Consider the following 22,054-nt stretch of genomic DNA (forward strand, 5'->3'; position numbering starts at 1 on the left):
ATGATACCATTATTACAAGTTGAAGACCTCACAAAATATTTTCCGAGCGGTATATTCGGTAATCGTCAATTTCTGGCTGTACAGAATGTGAGCTTCACACTTGAAGCTAAAAAAACCTTAGCTATTATCGGTAATAACGGTTCGGGCAAATCTACCTTGGTAAAAATGATTGCAGGACTAACCGAACCGACATCGGGCAAAATTTTTCTAAATGGCACCGCACTTTCCTTTGGGGATAATCACTTTCGTTCAAAGCATATCCGTATGCTATTCCAAGATCCTAATTCCGCATTTAATGCCAGATTGAATGTCGGACAGATTTTAGACGCACCACTGAGATTACTTACTGACTTGGATGAAGATTTACGTAATGAAAAGATCTTTAGAATGTTGCAAATGGTCGGATTGTATCCTGATCATGCTAATGTCAAAATCGGCACAATGTCGGTAAGCCAAAAACAACGGGTTGCATTAGCCAGAGCATTAATTGTGGAACCTAAAATAGTCATTGCGGATGACAGCTTGAACGCCCTTGATATGTCCGTCCGAACTCAATTGACCAACTTAATGATGGAATTACAGGAACGTTTTGATTTGTCATATATTTATGTCGGCCAACATATCGGCATTATTAAACATATCGCAGATGAAGTGTTAGTGATGAACGATGGCATGATGCTAGAATACGGCACAACAAAAGAAATCTTAAGCAATCCGCAAAATGATATTACACGCCGTTTAGTCGAAGGCTTTTTCGGACATAAATTAGATGAAAGTGCTTGGGCGGTGGATTATGCCAAATTCATGTAGCAAAAGTGCGGTCGGTTTTGGGGAATTTACCTGATTCTCCTCTAAAACCGACCGTTAGCAAAAACAAGCAGTTAAAAAAAGCGGCATAAAGGACAAATGTAATGGTCAAAAGTCCGTTCCCCCCTTATTCTAAGCGGATTTAACGGACTTCAAAGTATATGAATCAAAAAATGTATTCATTGTGGTAGTTCTCATACACAAAAATATGGTATAGCCCGCAGCAAACAACGATACAAATGCAACGATTGCCATCGACAATTTCAAGGGGGCTATCGCCTTTCAGATGAAATCATTTGGCGTGAGTATGTTTATGCCAATCAGTCATTAAAAACGCTCGCTAATAAGTATGGTTGTTCACCTAAAACAATCCAAAGACGACTCAAAAATTATCCGCTCAAACTAACACCGCCAATCGCTTCAGAGGTCGTATTATTGATGGATACCACCTACTGGAAGCGTGATTTTGGCGTAATGTTGTTTAAAGATTTTTATACCGGTAGAAACCTACTTAAGTTTTATGTCAAAAATGAGACTAACGCATTGTATTTAAAAGGAATATCCTTATTACAAGCACAAGGATTCACTATCAAGGCAGTGGTGTGTGATGGGCGGTTAGGGCTTATTAAAGGGTTAAATGCGATTCCGTGCCAAATGTGTCAATTTCATCAGCTCAAGATTATTCAAAGATACCTTTCAAAGCGTCCTAAAGCCTTACCGGCACAGCAATTATGGTTTATCGCCAATTTGCTCTCGGTATCAACATTAACGCAATTTAGCGACTATTTGGCTGCTTGGTTTGATGAGTGGGAAGATTATCTGAATGAACGCAATATTAACCCGGAAACCGGCAAATCACACTATACGCACCGACGGCTTAGAAGTGCTTATCGAAGTCTAAAAACGCACCTTAATATGTTGTTTACTTATCAGACATATCCTGAATTTAATATTCCCAAAACATCTAATAAAATTGAAGGCTGCTTCGCTCATTTGAAGCAAAAATTACGTTCGCATAATGGGTTATCAAAGGCTCAAAAGCAGAAAATTATTGATGATATTTTAGGTGTTTAAGTTAAAGAGAATGGTCAAAATAGGTTGTATTTTGACCATTACATTTGTCCTTTATGAGAGTTCGTCTCTAAAAAACCATTACATTTGTCCTTTATGCCAAAAAAGCTGAAAAATTTGGCTATTTCACATTATCAAACGCCAATCCGCCTTTATTCATCAGCGTTTGCGGAATGATGTTGACGGCTTTTTTGGCTTGCAGCATTACCGCTGTTTCTTTCAAATAGCTTTGAAAATGCAGGGTTTGTCGGTGTTGCTGATAGGCCGGTTCGCTTGCGTAAATTTCAAAAAAATACCAGCGGTTCGGTTCCTCTTTGGCGGTGGCGGCGTAAATAGCACGTACGCCGTCTTCTACGTTCAGCGACTGCACCATTTCATCACGCACAATGCGGGCAAATGCCTGATTATGCTCGGGCTTCACGTTCACAATCACCAAATTGGTCAGCGTATCCGCCGTTTGCTCGACTTTTTTATCGCCCAAAAATTGAGGAAGCAGTTCGATTTTCTTTTTATGTTCGGTCAGAATCTGCGGCGAGGCGGTTAAAAATGCCTTGTATTGCGGCGATTTTAGGTGCTTTTGATAAGCGGCTTCATCGGCGTAAATTTCCGCCATATAGTTAAATTCTTTACCTTTAACCGAATACATCGCCAGTGTGCCTGCCTCGTCTGTAACGGAAGTGCGGATATTGTGTTCGCCGATTTGGTTGTAACGTGCGGCTTGCGACGGCTGCACGCCCAGCTCGAACAGGTTGAACACGGGCGCAGCGTGGGCAGCGAGCGAGAGGGTAAGGGCCGCGGCGGCGGTGAGGGTTTTCAGCGGTGTCATTGTTTCTCTCCTTGTTTTGGTTATAGTACTGTCTAAAAAGTTTCAGACGGCATTGTATAAAAGTGCGGTCGGTTTCGGGGGAATTTTTGCCGAAAATCCGACCGCTTGCAAGTCGTTAATTGCCTTTAAACTGTGCGATGTGTTCCGCCACAAAATTGGCTTGGAAATCACGCACGGTGTAGCGTGCCAAATTCGGGTAATAGACATCTTCCGCCAAAATCGCTTCCAGCATTTCACGGCTGGCGGCTTGTGCCACAATCACACCAGCGTGGGCTTGATCGCGGTACGGGCCGATAATCAGAAAATTACCTGCTTGAGCGAATTTGCCGAACCACGCACGGTGAGCGGTCAGCATTTCATCGGCTTTATCGGCAGGGATGTTGTCGCTATCCAATACAATATCAATTAAATACATTTGCTGCTCCTTATTGCGGTTGACGGGTGGAAACGCCTTTTACATTGCTGCCTTTGGCGGATTGCAGGCGTTCGATGACTTGCCGTTGCCATTCTTGCAAGCCCTCATCGCTCACCGCATTGGAGCTGGTGAAAAACAGCGGCTGATTGTAAGTGAAACTGGTGTAGTAGGCACTGGCTTCCAGCGGGGCAAGCACTTCCGCACCGGTGTAACGAACCAAGCCGTCATGTTGGTAGGTGGAATCCGCTGCACCTGCGGCGGCGATAATCTGCAACTCTTTGCCCGCAAAAGCAAAACCGCCTTCGCCAAACGCCCAGCCGTATTGCCACACGCTGTTCATATAGGCTTTTAACATCGGCGTGAGGTTGAACCAGTGAATCGGGAACAAATAAACAATGCGATCGGCACGCTCGTGGGCGGCTTTTTCCGCTTCCACATCAATGGCGGTAAAATCCTTGCCGTACAGCACGTCGATATTGCGGATTTCCACATCCTGCAGGCTGCCAGCGGCTTCCGCCAAGGCTTTAATCACACGGGATTGGGCAAAATTCGGGTGAGAGACAACTAATAATGTTTTCATTTGAATTTCCTTTTTTAATTCAGTTTGTGGTTTCGATGAGGGCTATTTTATTGTTTTCACGGATAAGAAAAAGTCGATAAAAAGAATATCTCTTGTAACTTTAAGTTGAAAATAAGTCCGTCTGAAAGCAATTTGATTTTCAGATGGCATTAAAATCGATATTTATTACAAAATAACTTTACCGCGGCAACATTTCTGCAATCGCCTGATTCAGGTTTTCAGTGAAACTTTTTGCTTCCGGCGAATCGGGTGCGATATCTTGTGCAGCATGGTAGAAGTTTGGAATCACGTTTACGCGTGTCGGGACGTTGCCGGCGATTAAGCGGCTAGCGTAATCCAAATCTTCATGCACAAATAAATCCAAATCTCCTACCACGAGATAAGTCGGTGGCAAACCTTTCAGGTTAGTGGCGGTTGCGGCAGAGAAATACGGCATTTGCCCGGCTTCGATACTTTGCCCGCTACGCAATGTTGCCCAGCCGAAGCGGTTGGAAGCACGCGTCCACACAAATTCACCGGTGTGATCTTCAGGGTAAAGCGATTCGACCGAACCGGTACGGTAATCCAACATCGGGTAAATTAAAACTTGACCGATAGGTTGCGGCAATTCGGCTTTGTCGCGGGCGTAGAGTGCCAAACGCGCGGTCAAACCGCCACCAGCACTGTCGCCCAGCAGAATGGTTTTGTTCGGGTCGATACCGAATATTTCCGCATTTTTTTGCACATAGCTCAAGCCGTGATAGGCATCGTTAATATCGGCGGGAAAAGGGGCGGCCGTAGCCAGACGATATTCCACGCTTACCGCCACCACATTATGCCGGTCGGCAAGGGATTGCAACAGTGTGCCGGATTGTCGTGCAACCCCCATAATGTAGCCGCCGCCGTGGGTGTAATAAATAACCGGTAACTTTTTATCTTCAGCTTTGCTCGGGCGGTAAACGTATAAATCCACCGCAGGTTGTTCACCGTTAGCAGGAGCAGTAATTTTGGCGGCGGGCTGCGGTATGTCAGCCAAACGTGCCTTGATGGCTCGGGTTTGTGCTGTTGCGGTTGCAGCCGTATCGAAATCACGCACCCATTCTTTGACAGGGGCTTGTAGCTCAGGCGATAACCGCTTGAAATCGGATGCTGTTGCATTGAAAGTTAGTGCGGCTAAAAGTGCGGTGAGTAATAAGGATTTTTTCATCGTTTGATCTCCTTTGGATTTTATTTTACGGTAATGACGTCTAAATTTTTGCTCAGACGGCATTATTTGAGACAGATACCTATTACCAAGGCTGTGTAGTCGGGCCTAAAGTAAACTCGCTGACGTTGGTATCTCCAGGTTGGTTTAAGGCAAATGCCACCACGTTTGCCACCCGTTCGGCGGGGATTTCGTAGGTGTCGTACAGTTGGCGGTAGCCTGCCGAGGTGTCTTTATCGGTAATGCCTGCCACCAATTCCGACTGCACGGCGGCAGGGTAGATGGTGGCGGTGCGGATATTTGTGCCGGCTTGGGCGGACTCCATACGCAGTGCTTCCATAATGGCTTTCACCGCCCATTTGGTGCCGCAATACACGCCTGCACCGGGATAGACTTTCAAACCTGCCACTGAAGATACACTGATGATATGCCCGGATTTTTGTGTTTCAAAAGTCGGTAACACAGCGGCGATACCGTTTAACACGCCTTTGATATTGACATCCACCATCGCATTCCAGTTGGCGGTTTCCAAGGCGGAAAACGGCGAGTTCGGCATTAAACCTGCATTTAAGAAAATCGCCTCCACCTTGCCGAAAGCTGATTTCGCCAGTTCCACCAAAGCGGTGTTATCTTCGGGTTTCACCACATCGGTCACGCGGTACACCGCTTCGCCGCCTTTCGCTTTGATGTTGTCCGCAATCGTCTGCAATTTGGCTTCACGGCGTGCGCCCAATACCAATTTCGCTCCTTGTTCGGCAAGTTTGTAGGCGGTGGCTTCGCCGATACCACTGGATGCGCCTGTAATAATTACGACTTTGTTTTGAATATTGTTGCTCATTTTCTATTTCCTTGTTTGTTGTTGATGAATGGTATTGTACGCTTTTCAAATAGTAGAAAAAGAGCATAATGGGAATAACACTGTCAACTTAAAGTTGAAAAAGTGCGGTCGGTTTTTATCGGAAACTGTGTTTAATATTTGGATTAATGAACAAAAGTAGCTAAAATAACAAAATACCTACAACTCAAAGTTGAAAATACAATGCAAGATCACTACAAGCATATTGCGGTTTTTGTGCAAACCGCCCGCAGCGGCAGCTTTACTGCCGCGGCCGAACAGCAAAACATCACGCCTGCCGCCATTAGTAAAAGCATCGGTATTTTGGAAAAATTCCTCGGTGTGCGGCTGTTTAACCGCACCACCCGCAGCCTGAGCCTGACGGCGGAAGGGAAAGAGTTTTTACAGCAAGTGCAGCCTGCCTTGGCTATGTTGGAAGTTGCTGCCGATACGCTGAAAATCGCCCAAAGCTCGCCCGTGGGTAGGGTGCGGATTTCGTTGCCGGCAGCCATCGGGCGGCATTTGGTGCTACCGTTGCTGCCCGAGTTGCAAAGCCGCTATCCGCAGCTGCAACTCGAATTAGATTTCAACGACCGCGTGATCGATTTCGTTAAAGATGGCTATGATTTGGTGATTCGCGGTGGTGTGATTGAAGATTCGTCGCTTATCCAACGCCCGTTGATGACGATGACCACCTCGCTGGTTGCCGCCCCGGCCTATCTCGCCCGAGCAGGCGAACCGCAAAGCGTAGCGGATTTGCACCACCATCGCCTGATTGCACGGCGTTTTCTCAGCGGCAAATACCAGCTTTGGCATTTTCAGGATAATCAAGTTATCAAACCCTACCAAGCGGCCATCACCTGCTTCGACTCCGAAGCTGTCACCAACGCTGCCTTGCTTGGCTTGGGCATTGCCGAAGTGCCTGACTATCTCGCCAAACCTTATTTCGCCGACGGTCGCTTGCAAAAGCTACTGCCGCAACTTTACCGCCGCAACGAATTTCCACTGGTGCTGCAATACCCCCACCGCACCCAACTCGCCCCACGGGTTAAAGCCGTGGCGGACTTTTTTGTGGAGAAAGCGAAGAGGTGGTAGCTTGGGGGCTGCTCAATTTTTATTGATTTTTAAATTATGAACGTTTCATTACTTCAAAAAATTCTTCATTGGTTTTGGCGACCATTAATTTATCCACAAGGAATTCAATGGCTTCCACTTCACCCATTGGATTAAGAATTTTACGTAAGATCCACATTTTTTGTAGTTCGTCAGGTGTGGTAAGCAAGTCTTCTTTACGCGTGCCGGACGGATTGAAGTCGATAGCCGGGAATATGCGTTTTTCGGCAATTTTGCGAGATAAGTGCAATTCCATATTACCTGTACCTTTGAACTCTTCAAAAATCACTTCATCCATTTTGGAACCGGTGTCCACTAATGCAGTGGCGATAATGGTTAGGCTGCCGCCTTCTTCTACATTACGTGCCGCACCAAAGAAGCGTTTAGGACGATGTAAGGCGTTGGCATCCACACCACCGGATAATATTTTCCCGGAAGCTGGGGTTACGGTGTTATAAGCACGGGCTAAACGGGTAATGGAGTCAAGCAAAATCACCACGTCTTTTTTGTGCTCTACCAAGCGTTTGGCTTTTTCGATTACCATTTCCGCCACTTGTACGTGACGGGCTGCCGGTTCGTCAAAGGTGGACGCAATCACTTCGCCTTTCACCGAACGCTGCATTTCCGTTACTTCTTCCGGGCGTTCGTCGATCAATAACACCATTAACACACATTCCGGATAGTTGCTGGTGATACTTTGTGCGATATTTTGCAGCAACATAGTTTTACCGGCTTTCGGCGGTGCAACGATCAAACCGCGTTGGCCTTTACCGATTGGTGCCGCTAGATCCAAAATACGGGCAGTTAAATCTTCGGTAGAGCCGTTACCGCGTTCCATACGTAAACGAGAATTGGCGTGAAGCGGAGTTAAGTTTTCAAAAAGAATTTTACTGCGGGATATTTCCGGACGGTCGTCATTGACTTTATCGACTTTGAGCAATGCGAAATAGCGTTCGCCTTCTTTCGGCGGTCGGATTTTACCTTCAATGGTATCACCGGTACGTAGGTTGAAACGACGGATTTGACTTGGGCTGACATAAATGTCGTCAGGACCGGCCAAATAAGAGCTGTCGCCTGAGCGTAAGAAACCGAAGCCGTCCGGCAAAATCTCCAGCACCCCCTGACCGAAAATGTCTTCACCGCTTTGAGCGTGTTGTTTAAGAATAGCGAAAATAATGTCTTGTTTGCGTAAACGGGCTAAATTTTCAAGGCCCATTTGTTCTTCGCCTAATCGAACAAGTTCTGATACAGGCGTGTTTTTGAGTTCTGTTAAATTCATAGAAATGTTGTTAGTTGGTTTGTTTTGTTATTTAAGATAAGGAATTGATTACAATATAATCGGGTTGAATTCGTTTGAATTTGAATGGCCGTAAAGATACCATCAAATCTGTATTTTGTCCAGTTTTTATTACTAAAATCACAGAAAGTGCGGTTGGTTTTTCAATAAATTATATTTATATGTTATCCTTAGCAGCAATTTTTACCTAAAAACAGACAGAATATTATTTATGACAGAACATTTAAGCCAACAGCGTTTTGCTGCGCTGCCTTTACACCCACTTGTTTTGCAGGCTTTGCAAAATAAAGGCTTTGAATATTGCACGCCGATTCAGGCACTTTCCCTACCGATTACCTTGCAAGGCAGAGATATTGCAGGTCAGGCACAAACCGGTACGGGCAAAACTATGGCGTTTTTAACCGCACTTTTTCATCATTTACTCTCTGCACCTAATGTTGAAACCAATGGCCGGCCGCGAGCTTTGATTTTATCCCCGACCCGTGAATTGGCGGTGCAGATTGCAGCGGATGCAGAAATTTTAGTACAGACTAGCGGACTGAAAACTGCACTGGCTTATGGCGGTGACGGTTATGATAAACAGTTGAAAGCCATCGAACGGGGCGTGGATATTTTAATCGGTACCACAGGGCGGGTGATTGATTATGTGAAACAAGGCGTGATTAGCTTGAAGCATATTCAAGTAGTGGTGTTGGATGAAGCGGATCGTATGTTCGATTTGGGATTTATCAAAGATATCCGCTACTTGCTGCGTAAATGTCCTAGTCCGCAGGACCGCTTGACTATGCTGTTTTCCGCAACGCTTTCTTACAAAGTGCGTGAACTGGCTTTTGAGGATATGAACGATCCGGAGTATGTGGAAATCGAACCGGCACAAAAAACCGGTCACCGTATTAAAGAGGAATTATTTTATCCGTCCAACCAAGACAAAATGCCGTTGCTGATGACCTTATTAGAGGAAGAATGGCCGGAACGTTGTATTATTTTTGCCAACACCAAACATCAGTGTGAACGTATTTGGGGTTATTTGGCGGCAGACGGTCAGCGTGTGGGGTTGCTCACCGGCGATGTGGCACAGAAAAAACGATTGGCATTGTTGAAGCGGTTTACCGACGGTGCATTAGATATTTTGGTTGCCACTGATGTAGCCGCCCGCGGTTTACATATTCCGGATGTCACTCATGTGTTTAACTATGATCTGCCTGATGATCGGGAGGATTATGTGCACCGTATCGGGCGTACCGGACGTGCGGGTGAAAGTGGTGTATCTATCAGCTTCGCTTGTGAAGAATATGCCATGAATTTACCGGCGATTGAGGAATATATCGGCCACAGTATTCCGGTGAGCCAATATGACCCGGAATCCCTTATTCAGGATTTGCCGAAACCGTACCGCTTAAAAAGCGAAAACCGCGTACAAACGCACCGCACTTCTGTGAACAAAACAGGACAACGGGGATTTAAGAAACGTTATTAATTCATTCCCATAAGCCCGTATAGTCTGACTGTGCGGGCGTTTTTACTTTCGCCATTCCACAAATTTTATGCTAAAATCTCGCTCTTATTGAGCAAAAAGGACAATATTTTGACTAACACAATTGAATTTATTATTAACAAATTAGACGAATTAAAAGCTAAAGATATTCAACATCTTGATGTAAAAGGAAAATCACCGATTGTCGATGATATGGTGATTTGCACGGGGACATCAAGCCGTCACGTAGGATCAATGGCTCAGAATTTGATCGATGATTGCAAAAAAGCCGGTATTGAAAATTTTGGTGAAGAAGGCAAAGCTACTGCTGATTGGGTGGTGGTCGATTTCGGGCAAGTGTTAGTGCATTTAATGCAACAAGACAGCCGCGAAATGTATCAGTTGGAAAAACTTTGGAGCTAAATCGCACTGACTTATAAAAGTGCGGTTGTTTTTTATAGATTTTTATTATGAAAATTCAACTCATTGCCGTTGGAACCAAAATGCCTGATTGGGTGACAAAAGGATTCAACGAATATCAACGCCGTTTTCCAAAAGATATGCCTTTTGAACTGGTGGAGATTCCTGCCGGTAAACGGGGTAAAAATGCGGATATTAAACGTATTTTGGAAAAAGAAGGCGAGCAAATGATGGCGGTTTGCGGGAAAAATAGCAATATCGTGGCATTGGATATTCCCGGTAAGCTTTGGACTACGGAACAGTTAGCACAACAGCTTGAGCGTTGGAAAAATGACGGACGTGATGTGTGTTTGCTGATTGGCGGGCCGGAAGGTTTATCATCGGAGTGCAAAGTGGCAGCCGAAAGCAGTTGGTCTTTATCGCCTTTGACCTTGCCACATCCGCTGGTTCGAGTGGTGGTGGCGGAAAGTCTGTATCGTGCTTGGTCGCTTACAACCAATCATCCGTATCATCGAGAATAATATTATAAAACAATGAATTGGAAAAAGTTTTTTGCCCAACCTGTACACACACCGATTCGGGATGCCAAAGCGGAACGTAATCTTTTTGCCCGCCGAGCATTAATCACCTTTATTGGCGTGTTAGTGCTGACCGGCGTATTGCTCACCAATTTATATCATTTACAAATTCTCAATAATGAAGTTTATCAAACCCGTTCTGACGGCAACCGTATTAAGTTATTACCGTTACCACCGACGCGTGGCTTAATTTATGATCGTTACGGCAAATTATTGGCGGAAAATCTCACTTTCTTCGGCTTATACATCGTGCCGGAAAAAGTCGAAAATTTAAACCGCACTTTAGAGGAATTACGCCCGATTATCGGCTTAACCGATGATGACATCGAAGCCTTTAAAAAAGAACGCCGCCGTTCCACCCGTTATACCTATATTCTGCTGAAAGGGGATTTGACCGAAGAGCAAATCGCCCGTTTTGCCGTAGATCAATATAAATATCCAAGCCTTGAAGTGCGGCCGTATTTTAAACGCCATTATTTATATGGCGAACCACTCACGCCGATTTTGGGTTATGTGGCGAAAATTAATGACAAAGATGTGGAACGTCTGAAAGAAAAAGAGCTGATAGCCAATTATTCCGGTTCTCACGATATCGGTAAATCGGGCATTGAAGGCTACTATGAAGAACAGTTGCACGGCGAAGTAGGCTTTGAAGAAGTGGAAGTGAATAACCGTGGCAAGCAAATTCGCACTTTGCGGGAACAGCCGGCCATTGCGGGCAAAAGTATTCATTTAACCATTGATTTGCAATTGCAGCTTTTTATTGCGGATTTGCTCAAAGGGCAGCGCGGTGCGGTTGTGGTGATGGATCCGAAAGACAGCAGTATTTTGGCGATGGTGTCCAGTCCGAGCTATGATAACAATTTATTCGTAGGCGGCATTTCCAGTGAAAATTATCGCAAATTATTAAACGATGAAGACCGTCCGTTGTATAGTCGTGCCACACAAGGGGCATATCCGCCGGCATCGACGGTGAAACCGTTTATTGCCGTCGCCGCATTAACGGAAAATGTGATTACCTCCGGCACGACGATTTACGATCCCGGTTATTGGTCTTTGCCGAATAGCACCAAGCGTTACCGCGACTGGAAAAAGAGCGGTCATGGCAGTACAGGGTTGGTTAAAGCGATTACGGAATCATCCGATACTTTTTTCTATCAAACCGCTTACAATATGGGCATTGACCGCTTGTCGTTATGGATGAAACGCTTTGGTTTTGGTCTGCCAACCGGTATTGATATTACACCGGAAACCGTAGGGATTATGCCGACCAAAGAATGGAAACAAAAACGTTATAAAAAAGCCTGGGTGCAAGGGGATACTATTCCGGTAGGAATCGGCCAAGGTTATTGGACGGCAACGCCATTGCAATTAGCGAAAGCCACAACGGTTTTTGTCAATAACGGCAAAGTGAATACGCCACATTTAATGAAAGAAGTGACGGGCGGTACGGTAGAACCTTATAAAGATCCGCTGTTATATGAAGACATTACCGAACCGAAACCGCTGTATTGGGATTTAGCCAAACGCGGAATGTACAACGTAATTAACTCGACGGCGGGTACGGGGCGTAAAGCATTTGCCGGAGCATCTTATCATGCTGCGGGCAAATCCGGCACGGCTCAAGTGTTCAGTTTAAAAGAAAATGAAACTTATAATGCAAAGAACTTGTCAAAGCATTTGCACGACCATGCGTGGTTTACTGCCTATGCCCCTTATGATAATCCGGAAATGGTGGTGTCTATTATTTTAGAAAATGCCGGCGGTGGTTCAAGTAATGCGGCTCCGGTAGTGCGTCAGATAATGGATTTTTATTTAAATCGCCGATTACCGCAAGTGCGGTCGAATTATCAGCCGATTTCTATGGATACCCAGGATAAGCAAACAGAATTGGCTGTTCCGATAGAAAATGAGAATAGTGAACCGAACAATAGCGGACAAATTGAATCAAATAATCAAGAAATAAATACTAGGGAAACGGAATGATGGAAGAAAAGAAAATTTTACTTTCCCTATGGCAAAAAATGCACTTAGATTTTTGGTTGTTGTGCGGGCTGATTGTGATATCCGGTTATGGTTTATTTGTGCTATATAGTGCATCAGGTGCGAATGAAGCAATGGTTAAAAACCGTATTATCCAGTTGATTTTAGGATTTGCGGTCATGATGGTTATGGCTCAGTTTCCGCCGCGGTTTTATCAGCGGGTTGCCCCCTATTTATTTATTGCGGGCATTATCATGTTGATTTTGGTGGACTTAATCGGAACCACCAGTAAAGGTGCACAACGTTGGTTGGATTTAGGATTATTTCGTTTTCAACCTTCGGAAATTGTAAAATTGTCAGTTCCATTAATGGTGGCGACTTTTTTAGGGGCGCGACCGTTACCGCCGAGTTTATCTAATACGATGATTGCCTTAGTGATTATTATCGTGCCGACGTTATTGGTAGCGATTCAGCCGGATTTGGGCACTTCGATTTTAGTGAGTGCCTCCGGTGTTTTTGTTGTATTTTTGGCAGGAATGAGCTGGCGGCTTATTATGACGGCGGTAGTTGGGTTGGCCGGTTTTTTACCGATCCTGTGGATGTTCCTGATGCATGATTATCAACGTACCCGAGTAATGACCTTGCTTGATCCGGAAAAAGATCCATTGGGTTCGGGCTATCATATTATTCAATCCAAAATCGCTATCGGATCGGGCGGGATATGGGGTAAAGGCTGGATGCAGGGTACACAATCGCAGTTGGAATTTTTACCGGAACCCCATACGGATTTTATTTTTGCGGTATTGAGTGAAGAACACGGAATGGTGGGTATTCTTATTTTATTAGCCATTTATCTGTTCATTATTGCACGCGGATTAACTATCGGCGTACAGGCTCAAACTGCATTCGGTCGCATCTTAACCGGTGCGTTAACACTGATATTTTTTGTTTATATTTTTGTAAATATTGGTATGGTGAGTGGCATTTTGCCCGTAGTCGGTGTACCATTGCCGTTGTTTAGTTATGGCGGCACTTCATTCGTGACACTCATGGCGGGGTTTGGGCTGATTATGTCCATCCATACGCATAAACAAAAAATGTTAAACAAATAGGAAAACTATCTAATGAAAATCAAGCAAGCCTTAACGCTGTTGGCAACGTTATTCCTTGCCACAAATGCCTCGTTGTCTATGGCGACGAGTCCTGAAACATTAAAAAATTACGGTATTAAAGGGGCTAAATTAGTTCAACGCCCGGCAACCTATAAAACAAGTTCCTATAAAGTTCGTGGCGTGACTTACACCACATTGACTACGGCGAAAGCCAAAGAGTATTCAAAAACGGGTGCTGCCAGTTTTTATCATAATAAATTCCATGGGAGACGCACTGCAAGCGGCGAAGCGTTTAACCAGCAAGGATTTACCGCAGCACATAAAACCTTACCCTTAAACAGCTATGTATTGGTGAGCAATCCGCGTAACAATCGTAAGGTAATTGTACGCATTAATGATCGCGGGCCTTTTGTGACATCCCGTGAAATTGATTTATCGAAAGCTGCGGCAAAAGAATTGGGTATGGTGGCTGCCGGTGTAAAAAAGGTAAAAATGGAAGTATTGCACGTTGAGCGTAATGGTGAAATTTCGGGAGCTGGTGCGGCAAGTCTGGCTAAATTAGCTAAAAACCGACAGGTTAAAGAGAATATTCAGATCGCTAAAAAAACAACGGATAAACCGAATAATGCATTAACGTCCATTAAAATGGCTAATATTTCATCTAAACAAGAAGCTGAACACATTATTGAGCAGCTTGCGATGAAAAATGTGAACGCGGAAATTAATAAAAACGGTAAAAAATATGAAGTGTTGTTTACCAAATTAAACGGTCAACAAGATGTCAATCATGTAAAAAGCAAGTTGAATCAAATGGGCAAAAGCCAACAAGTTCGGCTTTATACTTATAATCAATAATAACGGAAGGACTAATATAAAATGTTTTTAAAGGCATCCAAAACAAAAATTGCACTGGCAATGGGTTTGTTTACGGTCGCGTTATCCGTGCAGGCGGAAGACTTATCTTATGATATCGCTGCACCGCAAATTAATGCACAAAGCTATATTTTAATGGATTATAATTCCGGTGCGGTATTGACTTCATTGAATCCTGATCAACGTCAGGCTCCGGCATCATTAACCAAAATGATGACCAGCTATGTCGTCGGCGATGCTATTAAACAAGGAAAATTGCGAGAAACGGATATGGTGACTATTGATGAAAATTCATGGAGCCAAAAATTTCCGGGGTCGTCCAAAATGTTCTTGAATTTAAATCAGCAGGTTTCAGTTGGTGATTTAAATAAAGGAATTATCATTGTTTCCGGTAATGATGCCTGTGTTGCGATTGCTGATTATATGGCGGGGAGTCAAGATGCATTTATGGAAATAATGAATAAATATGCGGCACAATTCGGACTTAAAAATACCCAATTTAAAACCGTACACGGATTAGATCATCCTGAACAATATTCCTCAGCTCGTGATATGGCGATTATCGGTTCGCATATTATTCGTGATTTACCGCAAGAATACCAAATCTACGCAGAAAAAGAATTTACTTTCAATAAAATCAAACAGCCTAATCGCAATGGTTTGTTGTGGGATAAAACCATGAATGTGGACGGTATGAAAACCGGTCATACGGATCAAGCCGGCTATAATCTGGTCGCCTCTGCAACCAATAACAACATGCGTTTGATTTCTGTGGTAATGGGCGTGGAAACCATCAAAGGCCGTGAAGTTGAAAGTAAAAAATTATTACAATGGGGATTCAGCCGCTTTGAAACTTTCAAAACATTGGAAGCGGACAAAGTGGTTTCTGAACAACCTGTTTATTACGGTGATACAAGCAAAGCCACTTTAGGCGTATTGCAAGATAAATATATTACCATTCCACGCGGTCGTAATGCTGATGTTAAAGCGCGTTACGAACTCAATAAAAAATATTTGCAAGCACCGCTAACCAAAGGTGAAGTGGTAGGCCGCGTAGTGTATCAGCTTGACGGTAAAGATATTGCCAAAGTTGATTTGCAAGCGATGCAAGATGTGGCTGAAGGTGGTTTTATCGGCAGAACTTGGGACTGGGTCGTATTAACGGTAAAAGGGTTGTTTGACTAAAACAGACTGTTATGAATAGCACAACTTTATTACAAGAACCTTGGCTTAAATGGGCAATGGAAATTCAAAGCATTGCCCAAGCGGGATTGACTTATTCAACTAACGTTTATGATTTAGAGCGTTTTGAACGTTTGCGTGAAATTTCTGCGGAAATGTTAAGTGTGAAAACAGGCATTTCGGTGGAAAAAGTAAAAGACTTATTCTGTAATGAAATTGGCTATCAGACCCCAAAAATTGATACCCGTGCGGCGATTTTCCAAGGTGGAAAAATTCTGTTAGTGCAGGAAAATGACGGATTATGGTCATTGCCCGGTGGTTGGGTGGATGTGTTTGAATCCCTCGCTTCCAATACTATCAAAGAAGTGAAGGAAGAAGCCGGTTTAGATGTGATTCCTGAACGCGTGATTGCGTTGCATGATCGGATACGGCATAATCCTAAGCCGTTTCCTTACGGTATCATTAAAACGTTTATTCAATGTAAATTAATCGGTGGGGAATTTGCTGAAAATAGCGAAACCATCGCTTCCGGTTATTTTGCCTTGGACGAATTGCCGCCGCTTTCGGAAGAAAAAAATACCAAAGCACAGATAGCATTATGCTTTGAGGCATACCATTCGAAATTTTGGGTAACACAGTTCGACTAACTTGTTTTAAGTAAAATTAAAGATTCAAAGTGCGGTAGAATTTTCAAAATTTCTACCGCACTTTTTGTCATCAGTCTTGTAAAAGACAAGCATAAGCCTTATATCAGGTTGCAAGAAACGGGTAACACACTGGTTGTGGTAATTGTGATAACAATTATATATAATATTTGTAACATTTTTGCAAAGTTTGTTGATTTTGCGCTAGAATATAGCAGTTTGCTAAGCGTTTAACTGCCAAATAATGATTACAAATGCAAATAACAAAGACAAAGGACAAATTATGTCAGTAGAAGATAACGGTAGTAAAGCAATTAACTTAGCCGATATTCCGCAAAAAAAATTAGAAGATTTATTAGAGTTTCCTTGTGAATTTACTTTTAAGGTTGTAGGTAAAGCCTCACCGGAATTAGTGGATAACGTGGTTGCTACGGTACAAAAACATATTAAAGGTGATTATTCGCCAACGGTAAAACCGAGCGGCAAAGGAACGTATCATTCTGTTTCGATTGCGGTTACCGCAGAGCATATCCATCATATTCATACGCTTTATAAAGAATTAGCGGAAATTGATGGTGTGAGAATGGTATTGTAATAATAAGATATTGAATATCTCAATGGGATAACTCCTGCATTGTGACATTACAGACATAGAAAGAAACTTTCCTAAACAGACGTTTGCCAAAGATATAGGCAATCTGACATTTATTAAATTTGAATTTAGTGAATTGGATTATTGGACGGTAAATTTCTATGGTAAAGGCGAAATGAACGGAAGGTCAGTAAAGCATAATTTTCAAGCAATACTTCCGTGTAATGAGCTTCATCCTTTAGAGTACAGAGGATTAGGGATAGAATACGAAAATGAATAGTTCAATGTTGATTGTGCGTCAGCTCGGCATGCGGCCTTATGAAGAAATTTGGCATAAGATGCAGGCGTTTACCGATACCCGTGACGAGCAAACCTTAGATGAAATCTGGTTGGTGGAACATCCACCGGTATTTACTCAAGGTCAAGCGGGTAAAGCGGAGCATTTGCTGTATCAAAGCAATATTCCTGTAGTGCAATCCGATCGTGGCGGACAGATTACCTATCATGGACCTGGTCAGCAGGTGATGTATGTCCTCATTGATATTCGTCGCCAAAAAGCACTGAATAGCGAGTTTAATGTACGTCATTTGGTAACTGCACTTGAACAAACTGTGGTTCAAGCTTTGGTAGACTTCGGCATTAATAGTTATCCGAAACCTGATGCACCGGGTGTTTATGTGGACGGACAGAAAATTTGCTCTTTAGGTTTGTGCGTGCGTAAAGGTTGTTCGTTCCATGGTTTAGCGTTGAATATTAATATGGATTTATCACCCTTTCAGCAAATCAATCCGTGCGGTTATGCGGGATTGCAAATGACACAAATGGCGATGTTATTGAATCGCCCCGATTTAAAACTCGCGGAAATCGCACCGCACTTAGTGACACATTTTGCGCAAATACTAAATTATCAAGCAGTACAAGAGATCGACGGTCTCGCATAAAATTAAGGATAACAAATGGGAACACCTTTTAAAATGGAGCGCGGCGTTAAATATCGTGATGCCGCTAAAACTTCCATTATCCCGGTGAAAAATATCGATCCTAACCAGGAATTACTGAAAAAACCGGAATGGATGAAAATCAAATTACCGGCAAATTCTACCAAAATCGACAGCATTAAAAACGGTATGCGTCGTCATGGCTTACACTCTGTGTGCGAAGAAGCCAGCTGCCCGAATTTACATGAATGTTTCAATCACGGCACGGCAACCTTTATGATTTTAGGGGCGATTTGTACCCGTCGTTGCCCGTTCTGTGATGTGGCACACGGCAAACCACTGCCGCCGAACCCTGAAGAACCGAAACAATTAGCGGAAACCATTCAGGATATGAAATTGCGTTATGTGGTGATCACCTCTGTGGATCGGGATGACTTGCCGGATCGTGGAGCGGGGCATTTTGCAGAATGTGTGAAAGAAATCCGTGCATTGAATCCGAATATTAAAATTGAGATTTTAGTGCCGGATTTCCGAGGGCGTATCGAACAGGCGTTAGATAAATTAAAAAGCAACCCGCCGGATGTGTTTAATCATAATTTGGAAAATGTGCCGCGTTTGTATAAAGAAATCCGTCCGGGAGCTGATTATCAATGGTCATTAAAGCTGTTGCACGATTTTAAACAAATGTTCCCGGATATTCCGACCAAATCGGGTTTGATGGTGGGATTAGGCGAAACCAATGATGAAATTTTGCAAGTGATGCAGGATTTACGCAGCAACGGCGTGACAATGTTGACTTTGGGGCAATATTTGCAACCAAGCCGTCATCATTTACCGGTCGCTCGTTATGTGCCGCCGACGGAGTTTGATATGATGAGAGACAAAGCCCATGAAATGGGCTTTGAACATGCTGCCTGCGGCCCATTCGTACGTTCTTCCTATCACGCAGATTTGCAGGCCAGCGGCGGGTTGGTGAAGTAATCTTTAAAATAAAAAAAGTGCGGTTAAAAATTTTATTTTTTTAATCGCACTTGCGTTTTCAGTCAAGACTAATTAATCGTCACTGTGTAAGAAACCGCCGCTTTGGTGTTTCCACAGTTTGGCATATAAGCCGTTTTGAGCAAGTAATTCGTTGTGCGAACCTTGTTCGATAATTTGACCTTTATCCAATACAATCAGGCGATCCATCGCCGCAATGGTGGATAAACGGTGAGCAATGGCGATAACGGTTTTGTTTTCCATCATCTTATCCAGACTTTCTTGAATTGCTACTTCCACTTCGGAATCCAGGGCACTGGTGGCTTCGTCTAAAAGTAAAATCGGCGCGTCTTTCAACATGACACGAGCAATAGCAATACGCTGACGTTGACCGCCGGAGAGTTTCACGCCCCGTTCGCCCACGTGAGCATCATATCCGGTACGCCCTTGAGCATCACTTAATGCAGGAATAAAGTCTGCGGCTTCCGCACGTTCTGCGGCAGAAATCATTTCTGCATCAGTGGCACTCGGACGACCATAGATAATATTTTCACGCACAGAACGGTGCAAGAGCGAGGTATCCTGTGTCACTAAGCCTATCTGACTGCGTAAACTTTCTTGTTGCACATCGCAGATATTTTGTCCGTCGATAGAAATCGTTCCGCCATTAGATTCGTAAAAGCGCAATAATAAATTCACAATTGTGGATTTTCCTGCACCGGAACGTCCGATCAGACCGACTTTTTCACCCGGTTTAATGGTGAGATTGAAGTGATGTAATAACGGTTTATTTTCGTCATAAGCAAAGCTGACATCGGTAAATTTGATTTCGCCTTGTTTAACTTGTAGCGGCAACGCATTGGCTTTATCCACAATGGTATGCGGCTTGGTTAAGGTGTTCATACCGTCATTAACCGTGCCGATATTTTCAAATAAACGGGCGGATTCCCACATGATCCAGCGGGATAAACCGTTAACACGTAATGCCATTGCGGTGGCAGTAGCAATGGCTCCAACGCCCACAGTGCCTTTTGCCCATAACCAAATACCTAATGCTGCGGTACTTACTGTCAGCATCACATTTGCCGCATAAGTCAGCGTATCCAGCGAAGTGCCTAAGCGCATTTGAGCGTGTACCGTCACCATAAAATCTTGCATAGATTGCTTCGCGTAACCTGCTTCGCGAGAACCGTGCGAGAATAGTTTAACGGTAGCAATATTGGCATAGGCATCTGTAATTCGACCGGTCATTAGTGATCTGGCATCCGCTTGTCGTTCGGCGGTTTTGGCTAATTTCGGTATTAACAAACGTAAGATCGTTACAAATGCAATAATCCAAGCAATAAACGGTACCAAAAGCCAACCGTCCAATGTGACTAACACAACGCCTGAAGTGATAAAGTACACCATAACATAGACCATCATGTCGGCAATGGTGAGAACAGTATCACGCACGGCAAGCGCGGTTTGCATAACTTTCGCCGATACGCGGCCGGCAAATTCGTCTTGATAAAAGCTGAGACTTTGACCTAACATTAAACGATGGAAATTCCAGCGTAAACGCATAGGGAAAATTCCCTGTAATGTTTGTAGGCGAACGGCAGAAGCTAAAAATAACCAAATAATGCTGAAGAGTAATAGCGCGGCCATTGCAATAAGTTGATGGTTTTTTTCAGCCCAAAGTTCGGCAGGCGAAAATTTGCCTAACCAATCGACCAATACACCCATAAATTGAAACAGCAATGCTTCAATCACACCTGTACCGACAGTGAGAATGGTTAGTAATAAAATCCAGCCTTTCATTCCCGCAATACTGGACCAAATAAAAGGAATCAAGCCTTTTTTAGGCGTGTCAGGTTGGGCTTCAGGATAAGGATTCAGACGGTTTTCAAACCATGAATAAATTTTATCAAACATAAGCTTTCCTTAAAGTAAAACGAAAGGCAACCATGTTAGGTTGCCCCTGTTGCCGATATTATAGGCGAAAAAGAAAAGAGAATAAAGTGCGGTCGGTTTTACACGACTTTTTGAATTAATGCGGAAATATCATCTGCAAACTGCTCAACTTGTGCCATTTGCCGAATTTCTTGCTCGGAATATTTTTCACCGTTATAGACAACGACAATTGAGATATCTCCGATTTGTAAGAAATTACTTTCACCAAATGGGGTATAACCTGTCGCACCCACACTAATGATCGCTTGCGTCGGGTTGCCGGCCTGTTCGATCAATGATGCAATATGATTCATTGGGCCTTGATCTGGTTGATTATTCATTCGATCAACAATCCAATCTAATAATTTTTGATGAAAATAGCTGTAACCAAGAGCTAGACTGTCCACACCATATACATTCAGCTGGTGAGCACGTTTATGGAAACAAGCGATGCGATAGTGGTTAATTTCACTGTGTTCATCAAAAGAGGTGAGCGGAATTAAAGTATTGGATAAACCTTTGGAATTAGCGCCCCAGTTCTTCTTTTCGCAAATCTTTTTTGCATTCGGACGACGAATAGAACAGTCATTATAAGCGGCAAAAAAGTGCGGTAAGATTTTACTGACTTTTTGATTTTCATATTGGAGTTCACAAATTAATGCAATTTCCGGTTCTATTTGCAGATTATCCGCATTGTCGTGAGGAAATTGAATTTGCTCATTGCTTAAAGGATATACTGAAAGAAAACCGGCTTCAGATGCAGGCACATAAAACGGAAAGATTGCTTTGGGTTGAATAGCTTCTTCTGTTTTCACCTCTTTGAAATCTGCCGCTTCACCCGCTTGCTCTAAGTGACCTGCAAAGTTACCGGCAACACCGAACCCGATTGCTTGTGTAAAATCCATAAGTTCTCCTAAAAATTTTTGAATAAACAACCGCACTTTACCGATAAAAACTGCATAAAACAACTTCTTTTTGAATGTAAAATAATCACTCATCAAAAAAATTAAACTTTTTTACAAAAAGTACTTGCAAAGAATTTTCAAATCCCTATAATACGCCCCACACAACGACGCGACGTTGTAAAAGATTTAAAAATACGCCTCGCGTCGTTCTTTTTTGCTCTTTAACAATATAATCAGACAATCTGTGTGGGCACTTGTAGATGGATTTTGAAAAACTATTTTAAATTTTGAAGTCTTAATAAGTGTCAACTTG

General features: G+C 43.4%; 22 protein-coding genes. 14 read left to right on the forward strand and 8 right to left on the reverse strand.

Annotated elements, in window-relative coordinates; translation table 11 throughout:
- Positions 1-3 precede the first annotated feature (3 nt).
- Together EDC44_RS10135 and EDC44_RS10140 are read left to right on the forward strand one after the other, a co-directional pair.
- Positions 4-810 carry a peptide ABC transporter ATP-binding protein gene (locus tag EDC44_RS10135; protein ID WP_131978385.1) on the forward strand — a complete coding sequence of 269 codons (807 nt, stop codon included), beginning with the start codon at positions 4-6 and terminating at the stop codon, positions 808-810.
- A 174-nt stretch (positions 811-984) separates the two neighbouring features.
- The gene (locus tag EDC44_RS10140; protein ID WP_424276111.1) at positions 985-1,881 is read left to right on the forward strand and encodes an IS256 family transposase, variant Zn-binding type; all 897 of its coding nucleotides are present in this window, start codon (positions 985-987) and stop codon (positions 1,879-1,881) included.
- Positions 1,882-1,999: 118 nt separating this feature from the next.
- Here the strand turns inward: EDC44_RS10140 and EDC44_RS10145 are convergent, their stop codons facing one another.
- From EDC44_RS10145 to EDC44_RS10165, 5 genes are all read right to left on the reverse strand, one after another.
- Positions 2,000-2,704 carry a putative quinol monooxygenase gene (locus EDC44_RS10145; RefSeq protein WP_243647938.1) on the reverse strand — a complete coding sequence of 235 codons (705 nt, stop codon included), beginning with the start codon at positions 2,702-2,704 and terminating at the stop codon, positions 2,000-2,002.
- Positions 2,705-2,819: 115 nt separating this feature from the next.
- Positions 2,820-3,119 (reverse strand): YciI family protein, encoded by a 300-nt coding sequence (locus EDC44_RS10150; RefSeq protein ID WP_131978330.1) that lies wholly within the window; start codon positions 3,117-3,119, stop codon positions 2,820-2,822.
- A 10-nt stretch (positions 3,120-3,129) separates the two neighbouring features.
- The gene (locus EDC44_RS10155; protein ID WP_131978333.1) at positions 3,130-3,699 is read right to left on the reverse strand and encodes an NAD(P)H-dependent oxidoreductase; all 570 of its coding nucleotides are present in this window, start codon (positions 3,697-3,699) and stop codon (positions 3,130-3,132) included.
- Positions 3,700-3,877: 178 nt separating this feature from the next.
- The gene (locus tag EDC44_RS10160; protein ID WP_131978336.1) at positions 3,878-4,885 is read right to left on the reverse strand and encodes an alpha/beta hydrolase; all 1,008 of its coding nucleotides are present in this window, start codon (positions 4,883-4,885) and stop codon (positions 3,878-3,880) included.
- 82 nt (positions 4,886-4,967) lie between these two features.
- Positions 4,968-5,720, reverse strand: coding sequence for an SDR family oxidoreductase (locus EDC44_RS10165; protein WP_131978339.1), 753 nt, complete (start codon positions 5,718-5,720; stop codon positions 4,968-4,970).
- A gap of 201 nt (positions 5,721-5,921) precedes the next feature.
- On the opposite strand from EDC44_RS10165, the gene EDC44_RS10170 reads away from it, so the two are divergent.
- On the forward strand, positions 5,922-6,812 hold the full coding sequence (locus tag EDC44_RS10170) for a LysR family transcriptional regulator (RefSeq protein WP_131978342.1): 891 nt from the start codon (positions 5,922-5,924) through the stop codon (positions 6,810-6,812).
- Positions 6,813-6,846: 34 nt separating this feature from the next.
- Here the strand turns inward: EDC44_RS10170 and rho are convergent, their stop codons facing one another.
- Positions 6,847-8,109 carry a transcription termination factor Rho gene (gene rho, locus EDC44_RS10175; protein WP_131978345.1) on the reverse strand — a complete coding sequence of 421 codons (1,263 nt, stop codon included), beginning with the start codon at positions 8,107-8,109 and terminating at the stop codon, positions 6,847-6,849.
- A gap of 229 nt (positions 8,110-8,338) precedes the next feature.
- Here rho and rhlB point away from each other — a divergent pair, with 229 nt between their 5' ends.
- From rhlB to lipA, 11 genes are all read left to right on the forward strand, one after another.
- Positions 8,339-9,604, forward strand: a complete 1,266-nt coding sequence (gene rhlB / locus EDC44_RS10180; RefSeq protein WP_131978348.1) for an ATP-dependent RNA helicase RhlB — start codon at positions 8,339-8,341, stop codon at positions 9,602-9,604.
- Between the two features lie 108 nt (positions 9,605-9,712).
- Entirely contained in the window at positions 9,713-10,024 is a 312-nt protein-coding gene (gene rsfS, locus EDC44_RS10185) for a ribosome silencing factor (protein ID WP_131978352.1), read from the forward strand.
- A gap of 47 nt (positions 10,025-10,071) precedes the next feature.
- Complete coding sequence (gene rlmH, locus EDC44_RS10190) at positions 10,072-10,542, forward strand: 23S rRNA (pseudouridine(1915)-N(3))-methyltransferase RlmH (RefSeq protein ID WP_131978355.1); 471 nt, start codon at positions 10,072-10,074, stop codon at positions 10,540-10,542.
- Positions 10,543-10,554: 12 nt separating this feature from the next.
- Positions 10,555-12,585: a penicillin-binding protein 2 gene (mrdA, locus tag EDC44_RS10195; protein ID WP_131978358.1), complete on the forward strand. Its 2,031-nt coding sequence runs from the start codon at positions 10,555-10,557 to the stop codon at positions 12,583-12,585.
- On the forward strand, positions 12,585-13,694 hold the full coding sequence (gene rodA / locus EDC44_RS10200) for a rod shape-determining protein RodA (protein ID WP_131978392.1): 1,110 nt from the start codon (positions 12,585-12,587) through the stop codon (positions 13,692-13,694). The genes mrdA and rodA overlap by 1 nt, the downstream gene beginning before the upstream one ends.
- Positions 13,695-13,706: 12 nt before the next feature.
- Complete coding sequence (locus EDC44_RS10205; RefSeq protein WP_131978361.1) at positions 13,707-14,549, forward strand: septal ring lytic transglycosylase RlpA family protein; 843 nt, start codon at positions 13,707-13,709, stop codon at positions 14,547-14,549.
- Positions 14,550-14,570: 21 nt separating this feature from the next.
- The gene (locus tag EDC44_RS10210) at positions 14,571-15,752 is read left to right on the forward strand and encodes a serine hydrolase (RefSeq protein WP_131978364.1); all 1,182 of its coding nucleotides are present in this window, start codon (positions 14,571-14,573) and stop codon (positions 15,750-15,752) included.
- Between the two features lie 11 nt (positions 15,753-15,763).
- The gene (locus EDC44_RS10215; protein ID WP_131978367.1) at positions 15,764-16,396 is read left to right on the forward strand and encodes an NUDIX hydrolase N-terminal domain-containing protein; all 633 of its coding nucleotides are present in this window, start codon (positions 15,764-15,766) and stop codon (positions 16,394-16,396) included.
- Between the two features lie 280 nt (positions 16,397-16,676).
- Positions 16,677-16,988, forward strand: a complete 312-nt coding sequence (gene ybeD, locus EDC44_RS10220; protein ID WP_131978370.1) for a DUF493 family protein YbeD — start codon at positions 16,677-16,679, stop codon at positions 16,986-16,988.
- Between the two features lie 269 nt (positions 16,989-17,257).
- Positions 17,258-17,926: a lipoyl(octanoyl) transferase LipB gene (gene lipB, locus EDC44_RS10225; protein ID WP_131978373.1), complete on the forward strand. Its 669-nt coding sequence runs from the start codon at positions 17,258-17,260 to the stop codon at positions 17,924-17,926.
- A 15-nt stretch (positions 17,927-17,941) separates the two neighbouring features.
- Complete coding sequence (gene lipA / locus EDC44_RS10230) at positions 17,942-18,904, forward strand: lipoyl synthase (RefSeq protein WP_131978376.1); 963 nt, start codon at positions 17,942-17,944, stop codon at positions 18,902-18,904.
- A 72-nt stretch (positions 18,905-18,976) separates the two neighbouring features.
- Here lipA and EDC44_RS10235 read toward each other — a convergent pair whose 3' ends face one another.
- Complete coding sequence (locus EDC44_RS10235) at positions 18,977-20,818, reverse strand: ABC transporter ATP-binding protein (RefSeq protein WP_131978379.1); 1,842 nt, start codon at positions 20,816-20,818, stop codon at positions 18,977-18,979.
- Between the two features lie 98 nt (positions 20,819-20,916).
- Complete coding sequence (locus tag EDC44_RS10240; RefSeq protein ID WP_131978382.1) at positions 20,917-21,741, reverse strand: DUF5718 family protein; 825 nt, start codon at positions 21,739-21,741, stop codon at positions 20,917-20,919.
- Positions 21,742-22,054 lie beyond the last annotated feature (313 nt).

It is taken from the genome of Cricetibacter osteomyelitidis (assembly GCF_004340985.1).
In the GTDB taxonomy this organism is placed as follows: Bacteria; Pseudomonadota; Gammaproteobacteria; order Enterobacterales; family Pasteurellaceae; genus Cricetibacter; species Cricetibacter osteomyelitidis.